We start from the raw sequence: 24,534 nt of genomic DNA, 5'->3' as shown, positions 1-24,534 counted from the left end.
GATCCACGTAAGGAGTCCAAAGAGGCTCTGATCATGGTGCAGCTTAGAGGTAAGACCTGCCGGGATTTATTTGTACATAATTGATGTGATACCCGAGAGATTTAGTAGTGAGGGAAGGACTTTCTAGTAGCGAACTTTCCAGCAGGCGAGTGTGGGGTCAAAAACCAGGTCGGCTAGGCATATTCTTAAAACTCAAAAGGTGAGGGGATTTTTTTAATGGCTTTCGAGGATAAAACTCTTCAATGTAAAGACTGCGGAAAAGATTTTATTTTCAGCGCAGGTGAACAAGAATTCTACGCAGAAAAAGGGTTCGAAAACGAACCAGTACGTTGTCGCGACTGCCGCGATTCTAGAAGACGTAACCGTGATGGTGGCGAATCTAGACCACAACGTGAAATGTACGATGTTGTTTGCGCTAACTGTGGCGTAACTACTCAAGTACCATTCCAACCACGCAATGATCGTCCTGTTTATTGTCGTGATTGCTTCAACGCTCAACGCCAATAAATAATTATATATTGATGTTGTGTCCCTTAGGCCCGGAGTAAAATCCGGGCTTTGAGTGTTTGTTGGATGTTTTTTAAGAAATTATTATCAAATATATTATTATTAGGAGGTTTTTTTATGTCAAGAAAGTTAATATCTCTTTTGATGCTTAGTGTTTTTGTTGTTATGGCTTTAGTAACAGGTTGTGGATCAGATACGAAAAAGAGTGATGCAAAAGTTTTAAGAATTGGGACAAATGCAGATTTTGCTCCGTTTGAATTCCAAGATGTTGATGGAAAAGAATACGTTGGTTTTGATATGGATCTAGCCAGAGCAATTGCAAAAGAAATGGGTTATCAAGCAGATATTCAAAATGTAAATTTTGATGGTTTAATTCCTGCGCTTGAAGCTGGTAATATTGATATGATTATTAGTGGAATGACAGTTACAGAAGAACGTAAACAAAAAGTAGCGTTTTCAAAACCTTATTACCAATCAGGTTTAACATTTGTTGTTAGAAATGACAACGATACAATTAAAAGTTTTAAAGATTTAGAAGGAAAAACAATTGCAGTTCAAATTGGAACGACTGGTGCAAATAAAGCAAGAGAAATTAAAGATGCTACGGTAAAAGAATTTAACAGCTCTGCAGATACTTTCTTAGAATTAAAAGCTGGTGGTGTAGATGCAGTTGTAAATGATAGACCTGTAAATGATTATTTCCTAGCACAAGGTGGAACTAAAGACGCAAAAACTTTCCCTGAAATCCTAACAGCTGAAGATTATGGAATCGCAATTTCTAAGAAAAATCCTGAACTTGCAAAACAAATTGATGAAGCATTAGAAAAATTACAGGCAAATGGTGAATACGATAAAATTTTTGAAAAATGGTTCGGTAAGCAAGTAAAATAACTGCTAAATATTAAATAAATTTTATTGTTAATGAACTTTCAAAAGCTTATAGATTATGTCTTTGGAGGTGTATTTATGTCAAAAAGATTACTTGCATTGACTTCGGAAGATTATGGAATTGCTTTTGATAAAAACAATACAGAGCTTGTAGCAAAAGTTAACAAGGCATTAGCTGAATTAAAGGCAAATGGTGAGTACGATAAAATCTATCAAAATGGTTTGGTCAAAAGTAAAATACATAAAACGAAAAGGGGTTGCATAGTACTGCAACCCCTTTCGCATGCATATCTTGAGAGAGTTTTTATGCATAGGTGTAAATCGTAGAGAGTTTTGGAGCGTTTTAAGGTAAAGTAGAGAGAAAATCTTTTATTAAGCCTTGAATAAAAGATCTATAGCCACTTTTTTCGTTGACACGTTTTCTCCTTTTTACTATAATCATTAGTATGAATATACAAGAATGGTTAGTAATTATGAATTGTTAGGATGGATATGTATGGATTTTAATTTTTCCTTGGTGGCAAATTCAATGCCATTATTATTAGAAGGTGCAATAGTAACGATAAAAATCACGCTAATTAGTGTTGGGTTAGGTTTGTTTATCGGCTTATTTGCGGGAATTGCACGATTAGCACAGTTTTGGCCGATAAGGACGCTGGCGGCAGTTTATGTTGACTTTATTCGTGGAACGCCACTCTTAGTGCAGATTTTTATTATGTATTTTGCATTACCGATAATTACTGGTATGAGGGTTGATCCGTTTATTGCTGCGATTACTGCTTGTAGTATTAATAGTGGTGCCTATGTTGCAGAAATTTTTCGGGCTGGGATTGAGTCAATTGATAAAGGTCAGATGGAGGCAGGACGTTCACTTGGGATGAGTTGGGGGCAGACGATGCGTTATATTATTGTACCGCAGGCATTTAAACGTGTTATTCCACCACTTGGTAACGAGTTTATTGCGATGTTAAAAGATTCTTCACTAGTTTCAGTTATCGGATTTGAAGAGCTTACACGTCGTGGGCAGCTAATTATTGCGCGTACATATGGTTCGTTGGAAATTTGGATTAGTGTAGCTTTTATTTATTTGATTATGACACTTACTATTTCCCGCTTAGTTGCGTATTTGGAGCGGAGGTACAAAATAGATGATAAGTATTAAAAATTTGCATAAAGCTTTTGGTAAGATTGAAGTTTTAAAAGGTATTAATGTAGAAATAGAAGAAAAAGAAGTCGTTGTTATTATCGGACCAAGTGGTTCCGGGAAAAGTACGTTATTGCGTTGCATTAATTATTTGGAGCAGCCGACAGATGGCGAAATTATTGTGGACGGAATTCCATTGAGCAATGAATCAAATATCAATAAAGTTCGTACTGAAGTAGGGATGGTTTTTCAACGCTTTAATTTATTTGGACATATGACGGTGATGGAAAATATTACATTAGCACCGATGAAAGTAAGAATGATTTCCAAAGAGGAAGCGAAAGAAACTGCATTGAGTTTGCTTAGAAAAGTCGGGCTTGAAGATAAAGCGAATGCATATCCATCTCAATTATCTGGAGGGCAGCAACAACGTGTAGCAATTGCTAGAGCACTGGCGATGAAGCCTAAAATTATGCTTTTCGATGAACCTACTTCTGCGCTTGATCCAGAGATGGTAAACGAGGTGCTTGATGTTATGAAGAGCCTTGCAAAAGAGGGGATGACAATGGTCGTAGTTACTCACGAAATGGGATTTGCTCGTGAGGTTGGTGACAGGGTGCTTTTTGTCGATGAAGGTAAAATTGTTGAAGAAGGATCTCCGAAAGCGATTTTTGAATCGCCACAAGAGGAACGGACAAAAACATTTTTATCAAAAATCCTTTAAACACAAGGTTTTTGAGGTTGACAAATAGTTCCATCATGGATATAATGGATAACGTGGTCATCGAGTTCGATGTGCCAGTTTATTTCTAGGAGGAATTTCATAATGATTGGTAAAGTTAAATGGTTTAGCGCAGAAAAAGGTTACGGATTTATTGAAAGAGAAGATGGTGGCGATGTTTTCGTACATTTTTCCGCTATTCAAGATGAAGGATTTAAAACTCTAGCTGAAGGTCAAGGCGTTGAGTTTGAAATCGTTGATGGCGCACGTGGACCACAAGCTTCTAACGTTACAAAAACAGCTTAATAAATAGAATTATTTTTCCCGGCTTATGAAAGTAGGCCGGGTTTTATATTTTATGAAAACAATTTGTAGTTTAATCATGCGGAAGTCTTTATGTTGTATTTATTTCTTGTCCTAAATTCTTTTAAAGTAAATAGAATTTTACTCTTCTCTAGAATCAAAAGAATTGCATAATTTCATCACTAAAAATGTAAACTTTTGATAGTGAAATGATTATTTTGGCGAAAAATATAAAATTTTGTGTAAAGTTTCAGAATATTCGTTTATAAAAAGAAGGGGTTTTTTTCTTTATGCAGAATATATAATAGCATAGGACACAGGAAAGGGGATGGGTGCTATGGCAACATTCACTATTAGAGGAAAAAACATTGAAATCACTCCAGCATTAAAAGATTATGTAGAAAAAAAAGTTGGCAAAGTAACAAAATATTTTGATGATGTTGGGGCAATTACCGCATTACTTACTGTGACGAAAGGACGGCATATTGTTGAGGTAACTGTACCTGTAGATGGTATGTTGCTTCGAGGAGAAGAATCCACAATGGATATGTATACTTCCATTGATCTTGTGATTGAAAAATTAGAACGTCAAATTCATAAACATAAAACAAAATTAACGAAACGTTTTCGTACAGGCGGGTTTAAATTTGAAACCGCAACAGCTCCTGTTGTAGAAAAAAATGATGAATCAGAAGAATATCCAGTCGCAAAGACGAAAAAATTCCCAGTAAAACCGATGGATGTTCAAGAAGCGATTATGCAAATGAACTTAATTAATCACGATTTCTTTGTATTTAGAAATGCGAAGAGTGAAGAAGTCAATGTTGTGTATCGCCGTAAAGATGGCAGATATGCCTTAATTGAACCAGAGTAAAATTAAAGCGAAAAGACCTCGCAAATGCGAGGTCTTTTTATGTGGAAAAAATAAAAATATAATTTTGTGTTTTGGTATACAATAAGAAAGGGAAAATGATTGAATTTTTTACCTATATAGTTTTGACTTATTGATCATAGTTTGATAAAATTCTAAAATAGGCTAATAGTGTATGAGTATATGCGTACATAGTTCAAGGAGTGATACAGTTTGTTCGGTTTTATAAAAAAAATATTTGGTGATGGCAACGAAAAAGAAATAAAACGGATGATGGAACGAGTGGAACAAATCAATGCTTTAGAGGCAGATTTGCAAAATTTGAGCGATGCATCATTGGCGGCTAAGACAAAAGACTTTAAACTTCGTTTAGATAAAGGGGAAACTCTAGATGATTTACTTCCAGAGGCATTTGCTGTTGTAAGAGAAGCATCACGTCGCGTATTAGGAATGCGCCATTTTGATGTGCAATTATTAGGCGGAATTTGTTTGCATGAAGGTAAAATCGCAGAAATGCGTACTGGTGAAGGTAAAACTTTAGTTGGTACATTGCCTACATATTTAAATGCATTAACAGGTAAAGGTGTTCATGTTATTACGGTAAATGATTATTTAGCTCGTCGTGATAGTGAATGGATGGGCAGATTATATAATTTCCTAGGATTAAGCGTTGGTTTAATTGCCCATGGACTTGATTTTAATCAACGTAAGAATGCATATGCTTCGGATATTACGTATGGTACGAATAATGAGTTTGGGTTCGATTATTTACGTGATAATATGGTGATTTATCAAGATCAAATGGTGCAACGTGAACTAAACTATGCGATTGTCGATGAAGTAGATAGTATTTTAGTTGATGAAGCTCGTACACCGCTTATTATTTCTGGCGCAGGGGATAAATCTACCGAGATGTATGCGGTTATGGCAAAAACGGTAAATGATTTAGAAGAAGGCGTGGACTATACAATTGATGAGAAAGCAAAAGCTGTATTACCTACAGAGGAATGTGTAGCGAAAATTGAAAAACGTTTGCAAGTAAAAAATATGTACGATAGTGAAAATATTGCGTTATCACATCACTTTAATCAAGCATTGCGTGCCAAAGCCTTAATGAAACGTGACCGAGATTATGTAGTACGTGATGGAGAAGTAGTTATTGTCGATGAATTTACAGGACGATTAATGTTTGGACGCCGTTATTCAGATGGTTTACATCAAGCAATTGAAGCAAAAGAAGGCGTAAAAATTGAGCGTGAAAGTCAAACACTAGCAGCGATTACATTCCAAAACTATTTTAGAATGTATGATAAATTAAGTGGGATGACAGGTACGGCAAAAACAGAGGAAGATGAATTTATTAAAATTTATGGTCTTCCTGTTATTGTGATTCCAACGAATAAGCCAGTTGCGCGTGTTGATTTCCCAGATGTTATCTATAAAACAAAACGGGCAAAATACAAAGCGGTTGTGAATGCGATTATTGAAGCGCATCGCAAAGGGCAGCCGGTGTTGGTTGGTACAACGTCGATTGAACAATCAGAAGAACTTAGCCGCGTGTTGAAAAAGAGCGGCGTAGCACATAATGTATTGAATGCGAAATATCATGAAATGGAAGCGCAGATCATCGCCGGAGCAGGACAATTGGGCGCGGTAACGATTGCGACAAATATGGCAGGTCGTGGTACGGATATTGTGCTTGGTGAAGGTGTAGAAGAACTCGGTGGACTGCATATCATTGGTACAGAACGCCATGAAAGTCGTCGTATTGACAATCAGCTTCGCGGACGTGCCGGTCGTCAAGGTGATCCAGGCTCATCGCGGTTCTACTTATCATTAGAAGATGAATTAATGCGTTTATTCGGTTCTGATAATATTGCTAACATTATGGATAAACTTGGTATGGAAGAGGATGAACCAATCGAGCATGCATTAATTACGCGTTCAATTGAACAAGCGCAAAAGAAAGTCGAAGCGCGTAACTTTGATATTCGTAAACACGTGTTAGAATATGATGATGTTATGAATCAACAACGTGAAGTCATTTATGGACAACGTCGTCAAATACTAATGGGTGATAATTTAAAACAAAATATCATGGATATGATCTATAAATTGATTGACCAAGAAATGGACGTTTATGCAAATGAAAAGCTTTATCCAGAGGAGTGGGAAGTAGATAAGTTAATCAAAGCTTGTGAAGCTTTATTTGCGCCAGAAGGCAAGTTAGTGCAGTCTGAGCTTGAAGCAATGAGCCGTGATGAACTTAAAGAAACTTTACAAAAAGCAGCACAAGATGCTTATGCAGAACGCGAATTGTTATTTGGTGAAGACAGCATGCGTGAACTTGAAAAAGTAATTATGCTTAAAGTGGTTGACAGCAAATGGATGGAGCATTTGGATCAGATGGATATGTTACGTGAAGGAATCAATTTGCGTGCTTATGGTCAACGTAATCCATTGATTGAATATAAAGTAGAAGCTTTTGATATGTTCCAAGGGATGATTGCGAACATTCAAGAAGATATCGCAAAATTAATGTTTAGAGTAAATATCGCGACGGAAGCAAAACCACAGAGTCACTTAGAAGGTGCAAAAGAAGTTCATGGAGATGAAGTGGAAGAAGATCCGAAGAAACCGTATGTAAATCATGACACAACAGGAAGAAATGATTTGTGTCCATGCGGTTCAGGGAAAAAATACAAAAAATGTTGCGGCAAGGAATAAGTTTCTTGCCAATGCATTTAGGGAGATGAAAACGTGCTTTTAGAAGACTTGCGAGTAACAATCGTAGAGATAAAGAAAAAGCTTGACGAAATGGGGACTTCTCTTTGACATTGCTGGCAAAGAGCAACAGATTGCTGAGCTAGAATATAAAATGGGTGAACCTACTTTTTGGGACGATCCTGAAAAGGCGCAAATTACTACACAAGAATTAAATGCAGTGAAAGAAAGTGTTGTTAAATACCAAGGGATGCGAGCAAAATATGAGGATATGAATATTTTGTGGCAAATGGGTATGGAAGACAGTGATGAAAGTGTTTATGATGAAGTAGTTGAAGAGATAGACAATCTCAAATTAGCCATGGAATCTTTAGAATTAGAATTGATGCTGTCAGGTGAATATGATGCAAATAATGCAATTTTGACACTTCATGCCGGTGCAGGTGGTACTGAAGCGCAAGATTGGACGCAAATGCTACTTAGAATGTATGGACGCTACGCAGAGCGAAAGAATTTTAAAGTGGAAACAATGGATTTGCTTCCAGGTGATGAAGCCGGTGTTAAGAGCGTTACTTTAATGATTTCAGGTCACAATGCTTATGGTTATTTAAAAGCGGAAAAAGGTGTACATCGGCTAGTGCGAATTTCACCGTTTGACTCTAATGCACGGCGGCATACGTCGTTTGCGGCTTGTGATGTTATGCCGGAAATTGATGACAATGTTGAAGTTGAAATTAATCCAGCGGATTTGAGAGTAGATACATATCGTGCAAGCGGTGCCGGTGGACAGCATATCAATAAAACCGACTCGGCCGTTCGCATGACGCATATTCCAACGGGTGTTGTTGTACAATGTCAAAATCAACGTTCGCAAATTCAGAATCGTGAACAGTGTATGAAATTATTAAGAGCGAAATTGTTTGAATTGGAGCAAAAGAGACAGGCAGATGCAAAGGCAGAGATTGCTGGTGAATATCAAGCAATAGAATGGGGTAGTCAAATTCGCTCTTATGTATTCCATCCGTATAATATGGTAAAAGATCATCGTACGAATGCGGAAACAGGAAATACACAAGCGGTTATGGATGGCGAGTTAGATATGTTTATTGAAGCTTATTTAAACGCTGCTGCAAATGAAAATCATGCATAAAAGGGGTACGGATTTATTCCGTCTCCTTTTGTGCGGTCTGGAGATATTTTGATAGGAGGAAGGAAAAATGGCAAGACGGTTAGGGATAATCGGTGGTATAATCATTTTGTTCCTCATTTTCGGTCAAATCTTAATACCTAAAGCAGTTTCCAATGTAATTAATAAATCAATTGTGACTTTGACAAATGCGGAGAAAGTGGATGTAGAGGTAAAAAAGGATCCAGCGCTATTGATGCTTACGGGTCAATTTGATGATATAGTAATTAAAGCGGAAAGAGCAAAAACGGACAAAGTTATTTTTGATCAATTTGATATAAATTTACATAATGTTCGCATTGATATGGGAGAGTTAATGAAAACATATCAACTGGGGAATGCTTCAATCGAGGATGTAGTCCTTCGCGCGTATGTTTCCCAGGCAGAATTGGCACATGCAATTAATCAATCAGTAAAAGGTGCGAAAGATGCAAAAGTAGAGATTACGCCAGAACAGGTGAAAGTCTCGAGCATTTTAAATATTGGTGGATTAATTAATGCGGAAATTCGTTTGGAAGGAACAATTGCAAGTGAAGCTGGCAAAATTGTTTTTAAAACGGAAAAATTTTATATTGATAATGGAATGATTGGAAATTTTAGTGGAAAATTATTTACTGATTTGGTATTGTTAGATTTGAAACAACTTCCGTTTAATGTGGAAGTAAAATCTGTGGTATTAGAGCAAGGTCGGGCTGTAATTGTAGCAGATAATCATCCTTAAGAGTTTTTGGCAGCTATCAAACGGAGTAATAGCTGAATTTTAATTTTTGTCATAAGGTGGAGAAAGTAGTGACGAATTTCAAATACAATCGATGGCTGATTGGGTGTATTATTGTAGGGTTAATAGCGGCGTTATATATAGGCTGGAATCGTCATATTGTGGAAGAAAACAATATGACAGTAGAGCTGGTTTTTGATTACGATGATATCGTTGAATTGGCTCGTATTGAAGGCGTTCCAATGCAAACTGTTATGGAACAAATGAAAGATACTGGGGTATCTTCGTTAGCTGTTTATGAGTCTACATTAAAAAAATTAAGTGAGAATGGAAAGGCAGCGACTGTTTCTGGCAGTGCACTGCTAAATAGTTATTACAGCGGCCTGCTTACAGAGCCGAGTTGGTGCCAGCTTATTGAAAAGGGTCTAATCGTACCAGAAAACATCTATATTGTTTGTCATGATGAAACTACGTTTAAAGAAGTTAAGGAAGATTTAGAAAGAAGACTCAGTGAAGATAGAATAAGCATTCTTCAAGCTGGAAATGTAAGAGTAATTTCAGCAAAAGCAAATTCAGAAAAAGTATTGAAGTGGAATTTAGGTTTATCCACAGAAGAAATGCGAATTGTGAATGAAGCTGGTTTTTATATTGTCGCTCGACCAAGCAATTATCAGGCAGTAACTCAATCAGATATTGGCTCTGTATTTGATCGTTTAAAAGGGTTTAATGTTTCTGATATTATTTTTTCTGGGGATGAAGTTTTGGGACACCCAGACTATATTACAGATACAGCAAATGCTTTTCAGGCAGATGAGCTTACTTTAGGTTTGATTGAGCATCCGCAGCAATTGCAGTTCTTTAAACAAGAAGGTTTAATGGAGCTTGTTAAAAAGAATCATTATAAAGCTGCGCGGGTATATTCAATACCAAAAGATGAACAAGTGAAAATGAAAGTCAATCAAGCTGTTGAACGCTTGATTTTAACTGACGAAGAACGCAATGTTCGCATTAATTTGATGCGGATTTTTGAGAAACCAGAAAGTGGTATGACTCTTTTAGAGACAAATCTTAAATATGTAAAATATGTAAAAGATGGTCTAGAGGAAAAAGGATTTACTATTGGCCGTGCAGGTACGTATGAGCTTTATTATCCGCAAAAAATCTGTTTTATTCTATTAACGGTTGGCGCAGTAGCGGCGGGAGTTCTTTATTTATCCTTAGTTTTCCCAATGAGAAATCGTTATCAGTATATGTTGTTAATTTTAATTTCAGCAATTTTAATTACCCCATTAGCTTTAGGCAAAGGAGCTATAGTTCGTAGCGCTGTTGCATTAGCTAGTGCGAATTTGTTCCCTGCACTCGCTGTAATTTGGCAAATGGATCGTTGGCGTACTGGGAAATTTTCATCGAATACGTCACTTGCAAAAATTATGGTAGCTGGTGCAGTTGCTTTAATTACAACCGGCTTCCTTTCTTTTATTGGCGGCGCGTATGTAGCTTCTATTTTGGGGGATGTGGAATACTTCTTAGAAATTTATATTTTCCGTGGCGTAAAGTTGACATTTATATTGCCGATAATTTTAGTTACCATTGCTTATTTACGTAGATTTAATTTGTTTGGTGGCGAAGAGTATTCAGGGAATATTCTTGGTCAAGTGAAGAAAATTTTAGATTGCCCTGTATATGTAAAAAGTTTAATCTTTTTTGCAGTTGCAGCGGTAGGTGCATTAATTTTTATTGGTCGTTCTGGGCATACTATGGGTGTTCCAGTGCCGGCAATTGAACTAAAGTTAAGAGCTTTCCTTGAACAGGTATTTTATGCAAGACCTCGTTCAAAAGAATTGTTTATTGGACATCCTGCTTTTATGTTAGCAGTTATGGCAGTGTATAAGAAATGGCCAAATTTCTTATTCTTTGTATTGGTTATTGTTGCAACGATAGGGCAAGGTTCACTTGTAGAGACATTTGCTCATTTGCGTACGCCTGTTTTTATGTCCTTTATGCGTGGTTTAGGCGGCTTGGTTTTGGGAGCAGGGGTAGGCATGATTGCAATGTTACTGGCACATCTTTTGTATAATTTGTCTTCCTTTGTGGGAAGGGGAACAACGAAAGATGAGTAGTATTGTAGTTTCTGGCTACTATGGTTTCAGAAATGCTGGAGACGAAGCCATGTTAGCTGCCATGATAGAAGTTCTATCAGATTTGGATCCTAAATTAAATATTACGGTTATTTCTGCAAATCCTGAAGATACTAAACGCAGACATGGTGTGCATGCTGTATATTGGTTAAATTATTGGCAGATTGCGAAAGTGATTCGCAAGAGTGACTTAGTCATTAGTGGCGGTGGCAGTTTACTGCAAGATGTTACGAGTGTACGAAGTATTTATTACTATATGAGCATTTTATTTTTGGCGAAAATGCTAGGAAAGCCAACGATGCTTTATGCGCAGGGGATTGGCCCAATTTGTGGCTCTTTTGCTCGTAAAGCAATGAGGTGGCTTGGAAATAAAATAGATTTAATCACCGTTCGTGATGAAGGATCACTTGAAGAGCTTGATAATTTAGGGGTAAAAAAAACGCCGATTCGTGTTACTGCGGATCCGGTCTTAGGGATTCATCCAGTAGATCGGCAGATTGGCAGAAAAATTTTGCGCAGATATGGAATTGAAGGCGCTAAACCGCTGGTTGGTATTTCAGTCCGCGAATGGCGGGATTGGTCTCATTATAAAGATATTATTTCAACAGTAACAGCAAGGATTGTTGATGAGCTTGGCGCGCGCGTAGTCTATTTGCCAATGCAGTATCCTGAAGATGTTGAGGTCGCAAAAAAAATTGCTGTTGATATGCCGAAATCAATCGTATTACTTGATGAAGAATATACAACGAGTGAGCTATTGTCTCTAGTAGGAAATTTGGACTTATTAATTGGTATTCGTTTACATGCTTTAATTTTTGCAGGTGTGATGGGCATTCCGATGATTGGAATGTCTTATGATCCGAAAATTGATCGATTTTTAAAATCAATGGGTGATGAAAGTGTTAGCGATTTGCAAAATGTTACAGTAGAGAAATTAATGGAGAAAATTCATCAAGAGTGGCAGGAAAAAGATTCCTTTGCTAAAACTGTTGAACCTGTAATTTCTAAACTGAGAAGAGATGCTTTCGTTAATGCTGAATTAGCGCTTGAATTAATTTCACGCGGCAAAACCAAGAGGTGATAAAGTGAAGAAGAAAGTGCGGCAGTACATTGGGATGACACTTGGGATTTTGATTACCGCAATTGCACTTAATATGTTTTTTATTCCACATAAGATTGCCAGTGGCGGCATAAGTGGTTTGGCTACAGTACTTCATTATTTATTTGGGTTGCCAGTTGGAGTTTTAATGTTAATATTTAATATCCCAATTTTTATTATTGGTGTTAAATTGTTAGGTTCACGTTATGGTCTAACAACGTTATATGGTGCAACAATGTTGTCGGTTTTTATTGATCTGACATCACCTTATACGCCAGTATTAACTGAGGATATTTTATTAAATACTCTATATGGCGGTGTATTGACAGGAATTGGAATGGGATTAATTTTTCGGTTTAAAGGAAATACGGCAGGAACTTCTTTGGTAGCAGCGATTTCCCATCATTTGTTTCAGGTGAGTATTGGACGGGCTTTACTTATTGCAGATGGATGTATCGTTATATTTGCTGGTTTTGCATTTAAAAGTCCGGAGCTTGCACTTTATGCAGCAATTTCTATTTTTGTCACTACGCAAATTATCGATTTAGTCCAAGAGGGTGCAATCACAAGCAAAGCTTTTTGGATTATGGCAGAACGTCCGGATGTGCTTGCTGAAAAAATTTTTCAGGAAGTAGAGCGTGGTGTAACTTATCTTTCGGGTCGTGGCGGATATACAGGTAAGGAAAGAGAAATGCTGCTTTGTGTTGTGGAAACGAGTGAAGTAACTAGACTTCAAGAAGTTATCCACGACCATGATGAAAAAGCATTTTTTATTATTAGTGATGCGCATGAAGTTGTTGGCGAAGGGTTTAACCAATACAAGCATTAAATTTATCGAATCGTAAAATAGCTGTTATATGCATATGCATATAACAGCTATTTTGTTTTTGATGGAGGATTTATTATGCTTTTTTTAGCTAAACGTATTATAAAAAGGGTTGTGGTGTTATTCATTGCAATGTTGGCAATAATAAAAGTAAATAGTATCGGGATGATGTTTATCAGCATGCTTATTTCTCTATGGGCGTATGCTTTAACTTTTGGTGTCGTTTATGGGGCTGGATTTTTAATCCTACTCTTTATTCATGAGCTTGGACATGTAATTGCAGCCAGAGTAGTCGGCATTCGTGCCGGTCTTCCAATTTTTATTCCGTTTATTGGTGCGGCAGTATCGCTGAATCGTTTGCCAATCAATGCAAAAATGGCAGCCAATATTGCGATTGGTGGCCCGGCGTTAGGGACGATTAGCGCAATTGTCTGTTTCATTTGGTATTTTTGGACGAATTCGATTATTTTATTGGTATTATCCTATACAGCTGCAATTTTAAATTTATTAAATTTAATTCCTTGTGAACCTTTTGATGGCGGAAAAATCATGGGGGCGATTTCTCCACATTTATGGACAGTAGGGACGTTTATTTTATTTGCTTTATTTCTTTATTCACAAAACGAAATCGTGTTTATTATTTTAGCTTTTTCTTTATTTTTTTTATGGCGTAGTTCGGGAATTGATACAAAAGATTCGTATTATGCACTCCCAAAATGTGAGCGCTTTAAAGTATTTATTTGGTATGTGGGATTAGTTGGAATCCTATCTCTTTTGACACTATATATTGCAAATCTATTGTATTAATGTTGTACAAAATTTTACAAAATATTTTTTCAAATGAAAAAGGTTTTTCGATAAAAATGTCTAAAGATATAAAGTCATGAAGTAATTTGGGACCTGAAAGAGGGGGTATGTTCAAGTTGATACATATGAAGAATGTTTCAAAACGCTATGATAATGGATCTATAGCATTGTCGAATATTAATATTGATATTAATAAAGGTGAATTTGTTTTTATCGTCGGACCAAGTGGGGCTGGTAAATCGACTTTTATAAAAATGATTTTCCGTGAAGTTTTGCCAACGGAAGGAGAATTAATCGTCAATGGACGCAATACATTGGCGATGTCTGCATCCGATGTGCCGTATTTAAGACGCGGATTGGGGATTATCTTTCAGGATTATCGGTTGTTACCAGAAAAAACGGTGTATGAAAATGTAGCTTTTGCTATGCAAGTTATTGAGGCACCGCGTCGTGAAATGCAAAAACGAGTAAATAGTGTACTTGACTTAGTTGGCTTAAATGATAAATTGAAAAGCTTTCCTAGTCAGTTATCAGGGGGAGAGCAGCAACGGGTTGCAATAGCTAGGGCAATTGTAAATAATCCGATGATTGTAATTGCCGATGAACCTACAGGAAATTTGGATCCTGAAACTTCCTGGGACATCATGCGGATTTTTGAACGAATCAATAAGTCAGGGACGACAATTGTTATGGCAACGCATGATAAGACGATTGTAGACACGATGAAAAAGCGTGTAATTGCAATTGAAAATGGCCGTATTATCCGAGATGAAGTGAAGGGAGCATACGGTTATGAAGATTAGAACTTGGGAATATTTTATTCGTGAAGTTTTTATTTCTCTAAAGAGAAATAATTGGATGACTTTTGCATCTATTAGTACAGTGGCTTTATCACTATTGATTTTAGGGATGTTTCTGATTATTGTTTTGAACTTAAATAATATGGCAAGTGCACTGGAGTCGCAAGTACAAATTAACGTGTACTTGCATGATGATTTGTCCGATCGGGAAATGAAGGAGATTGGTGAGAAAATTCAAGCGATGTCTGTTGTAGAGGAGATAAAATTTGTCGACAAAAAAGATGCAATGGATCGCTTTAAAGAACGCCTAGGTGATCAAAAAACATTATTAGAGGCATTAGAAGATACAAACCCTTTACCGAATGCTTTTGAAGTAAAGCTGAAACGTCCGGAAGAAGTGAAAGCAACTGCAAATAAAATTAATGAATTTGAGGGTGTGGAGACGGCTAAATTTGGACAAGATGTCGTTGAGCAACTGTTTGAGCTAACGAAAATGGTTCGTATTTTTGGCTTCTTTATTATCGTGTTTTTAGCGATGGCTACATTGTTTATTATTTCAAATACAATTCGTTTAACAGTATTTGCACGACGTAAAGAAATAGGTATTATGAAATATGTAGGTGCAACGAATTGGTTTATTCGCTGGCCATTCTTGATGGAGGGAATGGTTCTTGGATTTTTAGGTGCAATTGTCGCGACCGTGTTATTGAGAAATTTATATAGTGCAGTTACGGCAAAAATTTATTCAACATTAGCGTTTTTGCCACTCATTCCAGAATATCCGTTTTTAAATCATATTACATTGTTGCTTTTAGTCGTGGGAACAGCAATTGGAGCGCTTGGTAGTACGATTTCATTAAAACGCTTTATGAATGTATAAGAGGAGTTGAACATGAAAAATTTAAGACGATGGTTCTTAGCTTTTAATGCAATCGTTTTACTAGTAATGTTTACTCTAACCGTATATGCTGAATCTTTGGACAGTCAATTGAATGATGTTCAAAATCGAATGTCAAGTCAAGAAAGTAAGAGAAATCAAGCGCAGCAGGAAGTTGACACTGTTTCAAATCAGCTGAGAATTTTGCAGAGCGAATTAAAAACTGCAACGGATGAGTATGAATCGATTCAAGCACAATTGCAAGAAAAAGAAGAACAAATTGAAAAAAATACGGAAATCTTAGAAAAAACAGAACGAGACCTCGCTAAACGGATGAAAGTACTAAATAAAAGAATCCGTGATATATACCAAAATGGGCAGATTAATTATATCGATGTATTGTTTGGCGCAACTGACTTCAATGATTTACTAACGCGAATGGACTTGTTAAAACGCATAATTAAGCATGATTATGAATTGATTATGAAAGTAAAAGCTGAACGTGAGTTGATATTGCAGAAGAAAACTGAATTGGAAAATGATAGAGCCGCGATTGTTGAATTAAAAAAAGCGGCAGAAATAAAGCGGCAAGAAGTGAAAGAGCGTACGGCAAGAAAACAAGAAGTATTAGACCGTGCAGTAAATGATCGCGATGAAGCAGAACGTACTTATCAAGAACTAATTGAAACGTCGAAACAGATTGAACGGATGATTCGCGCGCAGGCAATGGGAAGTGGACGCGCTACTGGCTCGACAGGTGCGATGATCTGGCCTGTGCATGGTGTGATTACTTCAGAATATGGCTGGCGTACCCATCCGATCTTTGGAACTTCACGTTATCATAGTGGACTTGACATTGGTGCTGATTACGGTGATCCGATTGTGGCCGCTGATGGTGGAACAGTCATTTACGCCGATTGGATGGGCGGTTACGGTAATGCGGTTATTATTGACCATGGTGGTGGAATTACTACGCTTTATGGACATAATGACAGCTTGGTAGTTGGAGTAGGACAGCAAGTAAGTCAAGGGCAGTTAATTGCGATTTGCGGTTCTACAGGCTATTCTACAGGCCCGCATTGTCACTTTGAAGTTCGTGTAAATGGGGAACCGGTTGATCCATACGGCTATCTATAACTCTAAGCAAGATTTTCCCTACATCTATAGGTGGCAGGCATAACTGTAAATAACAGGCGGTGAGTATAATCTTTCGCCTCGTTGAAACCCTGAGTGGTAGGTTTTCCTGGGGGAAACCTTTAACAATGGAGTTATAATGCATAATATAGAGCAGAATGCATAGAATATAGCGAAAGTAAAGTAAGTTTAAAAAGCCACAGAGCAGGTAGACCCCTCTGTGGCTTTCTCTTTGAAGAGAATAGAGGTGGAAATGTGAAAAAGCGGTATTTGTTTTTGGGGGCAATTGTATTAATTTTGCTGACTTGCTTCAGTACGATTGCAGGGCTTTATTATTTATTGGGACTTGGAAATACGAATTCTTTGCAAGTGTTTCGATTTGTGAATGCACTCAGATTCATTCAAACGCAATATGTGAATGAAGTAGATAATGAAAAGTTAATTACTGGCGCGCTTAAGGGAATGGTGAATTCACTAGACGATCCACATTCAGTTTACCTGGATGAACAGATGTATAAATTATTGTTAGAACATACAGATGGATCTTTTGGTGGTGTTGGTGTTGTTATGGGAATGCGGGAAGATAAGATCCCTATGGTAATTGCACCGATTGAAGGCTCGCCGAGTGAACTTGCGGGAATTAAAAGTGGAGATCAGATTATTTCAGTTGATGGCCAAGATACACGAGTGTTACCGTTTGAAGAAGTTGCCGCAAAAATTCGTGGTGAAATTGGAACGCAAGTTGTGTTGACTATTCGTCGTGATAATGCAGATATTGATTATATTTTGACTCGCTCAAATATTGAAACAATATCTGTTGCAGGTTCAATGAAGCGTGAAGATATTGGGTATATTCGCATCGCTTCTTTTAACGAGCATACGGCGACAGAATTTAATAAGATTTATCATGAACTAGAAGAAAAAGGTATGAAGAAAGTTATTCTGGATTTGCGTGATAATCCAGGAGGAATTTTAACAGTATGTACAAAGATTGCTGAAAAATTTGTCCCGGAAGGTGTAATCGTTTCAACGCGTGACCGTGCTGGTAATCAAGAGGTTTTTCGTTCTAGTTTGCCGGAAGCAAAATATCCGCTTGTTGTATTAGTCAATGGAGGAAGTGCAAGTGCATCTGAAATTGTAGCTGGTGCTATTCAAGATACTGGCGTTGGTACGTTAATTGGTACGAAGACGTATGGAAAAGGGTCTGTGCAGGCGGTTATTCCAATGGCAAATAAAGACGGAATGAAACTTACGATTGCCAAATATTATACGCCAAATGATCGCTGTATTGATGGAATCGGTATAGAACCGGATATAACGATAGAATTAGATAAAGAAAAAGATAATCAGTTAGAAAAAGCAATTGAAGTATTGCAAGGAAAATAAATGGTAGCTGCGATAAAGCAGCTACCATTTTTGCATGAAGTCCTGCTTTATTGGGGAAAATAAGGTAATTTCTATTTGCCGTACATATGTTTTGTGTTATAATATAACGGATAATTAATATTAATTAGAATAGACAAAGTAGGTGTTTTCATGGCAAAAGTACCTCATTTAAATACAGTGCATCAGGACGGCGGCACGCCTTTTAAAGTTGTAGCACCTTTTGAGCCGACAGGAGATCAACCGCAGGCAATTGATATGCTGGTAGGGGGCATTGAAAATGGACAAATTGCACAGGTATTATTAGGCGCAACGGGAACAGGAAAGACTTTTACGATTGCAAAAACGATTGAACGCGTACAAAAACCGACGTTGGTGATTGCACATAATAAAACGCTGGCTGCGCAGCTTGCCAGCGAGTTTAAAGAATTTTTTCCGAATAATGCGGTAGAGTATTTTGTTAGTTATTATGACTATTACCAACCGGAAGCGTATATTGCGCATACAGATACTTATATCGAAAAAGATGCATCGATTAACGATGAGATTGATAAATTACGACACTCAGCGACATGTTCGTTATTTGAACGACGTGATGTAATTATTGTTGCTAGTGTGTCATGTATTTATGGTTTAGGTTCCCCGGACGAATATCACGATTTAGTTTTATCGCTTCGCCAGGGGCAGACGTATGACCGTGATTCGATTTTGCGTAAGTTGGTTAGTATTCAATATGAACGTAACGATATCAATTTTATTCGCGGTAAATTTCGTGTGCGTGGAGACGTTATTGAAATTTTTCCTGCTGGTTACAATGAACGGGCGATACGCGTGGAATTGTTTGGAGATGAAATTGATCGGATTTTAGAAGTGGATGTATTGACGGGAGAAATTTTAGGAGAACGCAAGCATATTAGTGTATATCCGGCTTCTCACTATGTTACATCGAGAGAAAATATGCAGCGTGCAATTCAAGATATTGAGGCAGAGTTAGAAGAACGGTTGGCTTACTTTAAAGCAAATAACAAATTGCTGGAAGCACAACGCTTAGAACAGCGCACGCGCTATGATATTGAGATGATGCAAGAGATGGGATATTGCTCTGGCATTGAAAATTATTCAAAACATTTGACGAAACGTCAGACGGGGGAAGCTCCATTTACATTAGTTAATTATTTCCCCGAGGATTTTCTAATTGTGATTGATGAGTCACACGTTACTTTGCCGCAGATTCGTGCGATGTATGCAGGCGATCGATCGCGTAAAGATTCGTTGGTGGAAAATGGATTTCGTCTGCCATCTGCTTATGATAATCGCCCGTTTCGCTTTGAAGAATTTTGTGATTGTATTAATCAAATTGTTTATGTATCAGCAACACCGGCTAAATTTGAATTAGAAGAGGCAAACCAGGTAGTACAGCAGATTATTCGTCCAACGGGACTTCTTGATCCAGAGATTGAAGTTCGTCCACTTAAAGGTCAGATGGATGATTTATTAACAGAAATTAAAAAGCGTATCGCCTTAAAAGAGCGTACACTTGTTACTACATTGACGAAAAAAATGGCGGAGAATTTAACGGAGTATTTAAAAGAAATGGGGATAAAAGTTCGTTATCTTCATTCAGATATTGTGACAATGGAACGGGCAGAAATTATCCGCGATTTGCGTGCGGGTGTTTTTGATGTGCTTGTGGGGATTAACTTATTAAGAGAAGGCCTTGATATGCCAGAAGTATCGTTAGTAGCGATTCTTGATGCGGATAAGGAAGGTTTTTTGCGTTCTGATACGTCGCTTATTCAAACGATTGGTAGGGCAGCACGTAATGCGAGTGGGAAGGTAATCATGTATGCGGATCGCAAAACTGACTCGATGAAACGTGCAATTGATGAAACGCAAAGGCGTCGTCAGATACAAGAGGTTTATAATACAGAACATGGAATTACGCCGCAAACGGTGAAAAAGCGGATAAAAGATTTAATTGAAACGACGAAAGTTGCCGAAGAGAAGGCTGAGTATAAAACAAGTAAAGGGATGAAGATGTCGTCACAGGAAAAAAATGAATTATTGATATCTCTTGAAAATGAAATGCGCGAAGCCTCTAGAAAACTTGAATTTGAACGGGCAGCAAAACTGCGTGATATGATTGTAGAATTAAAAGGAAGTTTGCCTGCAAAGAAATCAAATGCTAAGAAGCGTCAGAAAAATTAAAAGAAATAGATGGAGGAAAGGGATAAAGTAGTGAAAGATAAAATTGTTGTAAAAGGGGCAAGGGAACATAATTTAAAAAATATTGATATAGAAATACCGCGTGATGAACTCGTTGTTGTAACGGGACTTAGTGGATCAGGAAAATCTTCTTTGGCATTTGATACGATTTATGCCGAAGGGCAACGTCGTTATGTAGAGTCCTTATCCGCTTATGCACGTCAGTTTTTAGGGCAGATGGATAAGCCTGATGTAGATTATATCGAGGGATTATCGCCAGCGATTTCTATTGACCAAAAGACGACGAGTCGCAATCCGCGTTCGACCGTTGGTACGGTAACGGAAATTTATGATTATCTGCGTTTAATGTTTGCCAGAGCAGGCAGACCACACTGCCCAAAATGTGGAAAACCAATTGCGCAGCAAACGGTAGAGCAAATGGTAGATCAGATTTTAGCATTACCGGAAGGTACGAAGTTTATGGTAATGGCGCAGGTGGTGCGCGGAAAAAAAGGCGAACATCAGAAAATTCTTGGGCAAATTCGCAAAGATGGTTATGTGCGAGTGAGGATTGATGGAGAAATCCAAGACGTTAATGAAGAAATCAAGTTGGTGAAAACGAAAAAACATACGATTGAAGTGGTTGTTGATCGTCTTGTTGTACGTGAAGGAATCAATCAGCGTTTGGCGGATTCACTCGAAACTTCCTTACAACTTGGGGAAGGTGTCGTACTTATTCAGATTATTGATGGTGAAGAGCTGATGTTTAGTGAAAACTTCGCTTGTATCGATTGTGGAATCAGCCTTCCTGAACTTGCACCGCGGATGTTTTCATTTAATAATCCATTTGGTGCTTGTCCAGCCTGTAGTGGACTGGGCGAAAATATGGAATTTGATATGGACTTGGTTATGCCTGATTTAAACCTTAGGATTGAAGAGGGGTTATTTGCGCCATTATCGAAAAATATCAATTCCTATGCGATGTGCCAAATTGATGCCGTAGTGAAAAAGTACGGCTATACGATTGAGAATACTTGGAATGAATTAAATGATTCTTTAAAGGACCTTTTACTGTATGGGTCAGGCGAAGAAAAGTTTGATTATGAATATGAAAATATGTATGGTGAAGTCAAGCAGTATCATTCCCCATTTGAAGGTGTTCTGCCGATGCTAAATCGCCGCTATAGTGAATGTACTTCTGATACGTATCGCGAAGAGTATGAAAAGTATATGAGCAGTAAGAAGTGTCCAGTTTGTAAAGGCGCAAGATTAAAACCTGAGACTTTGGCAGTTAAAGTGGGCGGAAAAAGTATTTATGAAGTAACCTGCTTTACTATTGCTGAATGTAAAGAATTTTATGCGCAGCTAGAGCTAACGGAACGGGAAAAGAAGATTGCCCAGCAGATTTTAAAAGAAATCAATGCCAGATTAGGTTTTTTGCTGGATGTTGGACTAGATTATCTTACGCTTGATCGCGCGGCAGGTACGCTTTCGGGGGGAGAAGCACAGCGGATTCGTTTAGCTACGCAGATTGGCTCGGGGCTAGTCGGCGTGCTTTATATTCTCGATGAACCCAGTATTGGACTCCACCAACGCGATAACAATCGCTTGCTGGCAACACTTAAACATCTGCGTGATGTTGGCAATACGTTAATTGTTGTTGAACATGATGAAGATACAATGTACGCGGCAGATCATATCATTGATATCGGCCCGGTTGCCGGTGCTGGTGGTGGCTACGTGGTAGCGCAAGGTACAGTTGAAGAAATTAAAGCGAACGAGAACTCCATTACTGGACAGTATTTGAGCCGTAAAAAGTATATCCCTGTACCGAAAGAACGCAAAAGTCCAAATGGAAAATGGCTTGAAGTCATTGGTGCAAAAGAAAATAATTTGAAAAATATTTCGGTGAAGTTTCCCCTTGGATTATTTACGGCGGTTACTGGTGTATCAGGATCTGGTAAAAGTACTTTAGTCAATGAAATTTTATATAAAGGGCTGGCAAGTAAACTGTATACAGGCAAAGGCAAAGCCGGTGAGCATAAAGAGATTCGTGGCTTTGAGTATATTGATAAAATCATTGATATTGACCAATCACCGATTGGTCGTACGCCGCGTTCAAATCCAGCGACGTATACTGGATTGTTTGATACGATTCGCGATGTGTTCAGTCAGACGAATGAAGCGAAAATGCGTGGATATAAACCGGGGCGGTTTAGCTTTAATGTAAAGGGCGGACGTTGTGAAGCCTGTCGCGGCGATGGTATTATTAAAATTGAAATGCACTTTTTGCCGGATGTTTATGTGCCGTGTGAAGTCTGCAAAGGCGCGCGCTATAATCGTGAAACATTAGAAATAAGATATAAAGGGAAAACGATTGCTGATGTTCTTGATATGGTAGTCGACGAAGCGCTGGAATTTTTCCGAAACATCCCGAAACTAGAACGTAAATTGCAAATTTTGCAGGACGTCGGGCTTGGTTATATTAAATTGGGACAACCTGCAACAACTCTTTCGGGCGGAGAAGCTCAGCGCGTCAAACTGGCAACAGAACTTGCACGCCGCAGTACGGGAAAAACTCTTTATATCCTCGATGAACCAACAACAGGACTCCATACAGCGGATATCCATAAGTTGCTTGAGGTATTAAAAAGATTGCTTGAATCTGGAGATACTGTCGTCGTCATTGAACATAATCTCGATGTGATTAAGACAGCAGATTATGTCATAGATTTAGGACCAGAGGGCGGTTTTAGAGGTGGAACAATTATCGCTAAAGGAACACCAGAAGAAATTGCTGCTGAACCTAACTCGTATACGGGAAAATTTTTAAAACCGTTGCTAGAAGAAAAGGTTGAAGCAGCAAAAGCTTTTTCCGATAACTGACCCACGTTAAGACTCTCCTCTTCTATAAGAAGGAGTTATCTATTAAAATTCTTTAGGTAAGAACAAAAAGCTTCAGTGAAAGATAGAATTCTTTTACTGAAGCTTTTTTATTATTTTAATTAAATGAAAAAATATTTTGAAAATTTAAAAAAATCAGTGTTTTTCTTGATAAAATATGGTATGATTGCAATGTAAACGTTTTCAAGTAATAATTTGGTTATTATATGGAAGAATTTATTTGGATTTTATATAAATTAAGGTTTTGATGAGGCGGGATGTAATGAATTCAGGAAAATTGGGGAATCGTACTTTTGTTACGATTAAAGATGTTGCAAAAACTGCTGGCGTATCAATCGCGACGGTATCAAGAATTTTGAATCATACAGCAGGGGTATCGGAAACATTAGAAGCTCGAGTACGCGAGGCGATTGAAACGTTAGGCTACTCAACGAATGATGCTGCTCGAACATTAAAAGGAAAGAATTCATTTAGCATCGGTTTGATTATTCCAGATATTCAAAATCCTTTTTTTCCTGCACTTGTGCGTAGTATTGAGGACACTGCTCATGCATCGGATCATGCAGTTTTGCTTTGTAACTCTGATGGTGATGTGGAGCAGGAAATGAGGTATATCAGATTTTTGCATGGGAAACGTGTCGATGGAATACTTTTGATTGGTGGACAGCAAAGTAATAAGAGTGTGGAGCTGGCAGAATCGTTACAGATGCCAATTGTTCTGTTGGATAGAAGAGTAAAAGGGAAAAAACTGCCTGCCGTTTTTTTAGACAATGCACATGGTGGGCGACTGGCGGTAGAATATTTACTTGCTTGTGGATGCCAAAAGATTGCGTTTATTGGCAGAAGATCGCTTTCGTCAGCAGAAGAAAGATTCAATGGCTATTGCGAAGCGTTAAACGATAAAAATATAGAAATAAATCGAAAGCTTATCCAGTCACAGCCATTTACTTTTGATGGCGGTTATAAAGGAACCGAAGCTTTATTAAAAGAGAAAGTTGAGTTTGATGCAATCTTTGCGGGAAATGACGTTATGGCATTTGGGGCAATTGCTTGCTTGCAAAGTCATGGAATGAATACACCACAAGACATACAAGTCGTTGGATTTGATGATATATGGATGGCGAAAGGGTATAATCCTTCACTGACTACACTTTGTCAGCCAGTAGCAGAAATAGGACAGGCTGCGGTAAATTTATTGCTTAACCTTAGGGAAAAAACTGAGCCTAAAGTTTTAGAAATGCGCTTTTTACCACAGTTGATTATTCGTGATTCAACGATGAAAAAAAGTAAGGAGTGAGA

Annotated in this window: 21 protein-coding genes; all 21 read left to right on the top strand. The window is 37.8% G+C overall.

What is annotated here, in order from left to right:
• Positions 1-216: 216 nt before the first annotated feature.
• Entirely contained in the window at positions 217-507 is a 291-nt protein-coding gene (locus tag P3F81_RS10780; RefSeq protein WP_147670151.1) for a zinc-ribbon domain containing protein, read from the top strand.
• Positions 508-624: 117 nt separating this feature from the next.
• A complete protein-coding gene (locus P3F81_RS10775) occupies positions 625-1,398 on the top strand; it encodes a basic amino acid ABC transporter substrate-binding protein (protein WP_147670150.1) in 774 nt (257 codons plus the stop codon).
• A gap of 75 nt (positions 1,399-1,473) precedes the next feature.
• A complete protein-coding gene (locus P3F81_RS12930; protein WP_434064756.1) occupies positions 1,474-1,722 on the top strand; it encodes a transporter substrate-binding domain-containing protein in 249 nt (82 codons plus the stop codon).
• A 169-nt stretch (positions 1,723-1,891) separates the two neighbouring features.
• Positions 1,892-2,557, top strand: a complete 666-nt coding sequence (locus P3F81_RS10765) for an amino acid ABC transporter permease (protein ID WP_147670148.1) — start codon at positions 1,892-1,894, stop codon at positions 2,555-2,557.
• Positions 2,544-3,263 (top strand): amino acid ABC transporter ATP-binding protein, encoded by a 720-nt coding sequence (locus tag P3F81_RS10760; RefSeq protein ID WP_147670147.1) that lies wholly within the window; start codon positions 2,544-2,546, stop codon positions 3,261-3,263. Before P3F81_RS10765 ends, P3F81_RS10760 begins: the two co-directional genes overlap by 14 nt.
• Positions 3,264-3,365: 102 nt before the next feature.
• Positions 3,366-3,566: a cold shock domain-containing protein gene (locus P3F81_RS10755; protein ID WP_147670146.1), complete on the top strand. Its 201-nt coding sequence runs from the start codon at positions 3,366-3,368 to the stop codon at positions 3,564-3,566.
• Positions 3,567-3,900: 334 nt separating this feature from the next.
• Complete coding sequence (gene hpf / locus P3F81_RS10750) at positions 3,901-4,437, top strand: ribosome hibernation-promoting factor, HPF/YfiA family (RefSeq protein WP_147670145.1); 537 nt, start codon at positions 3,901-3,903, stop codon at positions 4,435-4,437.
• 210 nt (positions 4,438-4,647) lie between these two features.
• Complete coding sequence (gene secA, locus P3F81_RS10745) at positions 4,648-7,161, top strand: preprotein translocase subunit SecA (RefSeq protein WP_147670144.1); 2,514 nt, start codon at positions 4,648-4,650, stop codon at positions 7,159-7,161.
• A gap of 33 nt (positions 7,162-7,194) precedes the next feature.
• Positions 7,195-8,308, top strand: a protein-coding gene (gene prfB / locus P3F81_RS10740) for a peptide chain release factor 2 (RefSeq protein ID WP_309320386.1) whose coding sequence is annotated in 2 segments (ribosomal slippage) — positions 7,195-7,266 and positions 7,268-8,308 — 1,113 coding nt in all. Because the reading frame shifts where the segments join, the coding sequence is not laid out codon by codon here.
• A 67-nt stretch (positions 8,309-8,375) separates the two neighbouring features.
• Positions 8,376-9,065 carry an LmeA family phospholipid-binding protein gene (locus P3F81_RS10735; RefSeq protein ID WP_147670142.1) on the top strand — a complete coding sequence of 230 codons (690 nt, stop codon included), beginning with the start codon at positions 8,376-8,378 and terminating at the stop codon, positions 9,063-9,065.
• 68 nt (positions 9,066-9,133) lie between these two features.
• On the top strand, positions 9,134-11,182 hold the full coding sequence (locus P3F81_RS10730) for a DUF5693 family protein (protein WP_147670141.1): 2,049 nt from the start codon (positions 9,134-9,136) through the stop codon (positions 11,180-11,182).
• Positions 11,175-12,281 carry a polysaccharide pyruvyl transferase CsaB gene (gene csaB / locus P3F81_RS10725; RefSeq protein ID WP_147670140.1) on the top strand — a complete coding sequence of 369 codons (1,107 nt, stop codon included), beginning with the start codon at positions 11,175-11,177 and terminating at the stop codon, positions 12,279-12,281. The genes P3F81_RS10730 and csaB overlap by 8 nt, the downstream gene beginning before the upstream one ends.
• 4 nt (positions 12,282-12,285) lie before the next feature.
• Entirely contained in the window at positions 12,286-13,128 is an 843-nt protein-coding gene (locus tag P3F81_RS10720) for a YitT family protein (RefSeq protein WP_147670139.1), read from the top strand.
• 75 nt (positions 13,129-13,203) lie between these two features.
• Positions 13,204-13,932: a site-2 protease family protein gene (locus P3F81_RS10715; RefSeq protein ID WP_309320385.1), complete on the top strand. Its 729-nt coding sequence runs from the start codon at positions 13,204-13,206 to the stop codon at positions 13,930-13,932.
• Between the two features lie 116 nt (positions 13,933-14,048).
• Complete coding sequence (gene ftsE, locus P3F81_RS10710; protein ID WP_147670210.1) at positions 14,049-14,735, top strand: cell division ATP-binding protein FtsE; 687 nt, start codon at positions 14,049-14,051, stop codon at positions 14,733-14,735.
• Positions 14,725-15,612: a permease-like cell division protein FtsX gene (gene ftsX, locus P3F81_RS10705; protein WP_147670138.1), complete on the top strand. Its 888-nt coding sequence runs from the start codon at positions 14,725-14,727 to the stop codon at positions 15,610-15,612. The genes ftsE and ftsX overlap by 11 nt, the downstream gene beginning before the upstream one ends.
• Positions 15,613-15,624: 12 nt before the next feature.
• Complete coding sequence (locus P3F81_RS10700; RefSeq protein ID WP_147670137.1) at positions 15,625-16,746, top strand: murein hydrolase activator EnvC family protein; 1,122 nt, start codon at positions 15,625-15,627, stop codon at positions 16,744-16,746.
• Positions 16,747-16,998: 252 nt separating this feature from the next.
• Entirely contained in the window at positions 16,999-18,129 is a 1,131-nt protein-coding gene (locus tag P3F81_RS10695) for a S41 family peptidase (RefSeq protein WP_147670136.1), read from the top strand.
• Between the two features lie 150 nt (positions 18,130-18,279).
• Positions 18,280-20,334, top strand: coding sequence for an excinuclease ABC subunit UvrB (gene uvrB / locus P3F81_RS10690; RefSeq protein WP_147670135.1), 2,055 nt, complete (start codon positions 18,280-18,282; stop codon positions 20,332-20,334).
• Positions 20,335-20,364: 30 nt separating this feature from the next.
• On the top strand, positions 20,365-23,217 hold the full coding sequence (uvrA, locus tag P3F81_RS10685; protein ID WP_147670134.1) for an excinuclease ABC subunit UvrA: 2,853 nt from the start codon (positions 20,365-20,367) through the stop codon (positions 23,215-23,217).
• Between the two features lie 280 nt (positions 23,218-23,497).
• Positions 23,498-24,532 carry a LacI family DNA-binding transcriptional regulator gene (locus P3F81_RS10680; protein WP_147670133.1) on the top strand — a complete coding sequence of 345 codons (1,035 nt, stop codon included), beginning with the start codon at positions 23,498-23,500 and terminating at the stop codon, positions 24,530-24,532.
• Positions 24,533-24,534: the final 2 nt, after the last annotated feature.

The sequence above is a fragment of the Selenobaculum gibii genome (assembly GCF_030273445.1).
GTDB classification, from domain to species: Bacteria; Bacillota; Negativicutes; order ICN-92133; family ICN-92133; genus Selenobaculum; species Selenobaculum gibii.
The sequence above is the reverse complement of the archived record's forward strand: the minus strand, read 5'-3'. Positions and strand labels throughout refer to the sequence as shown.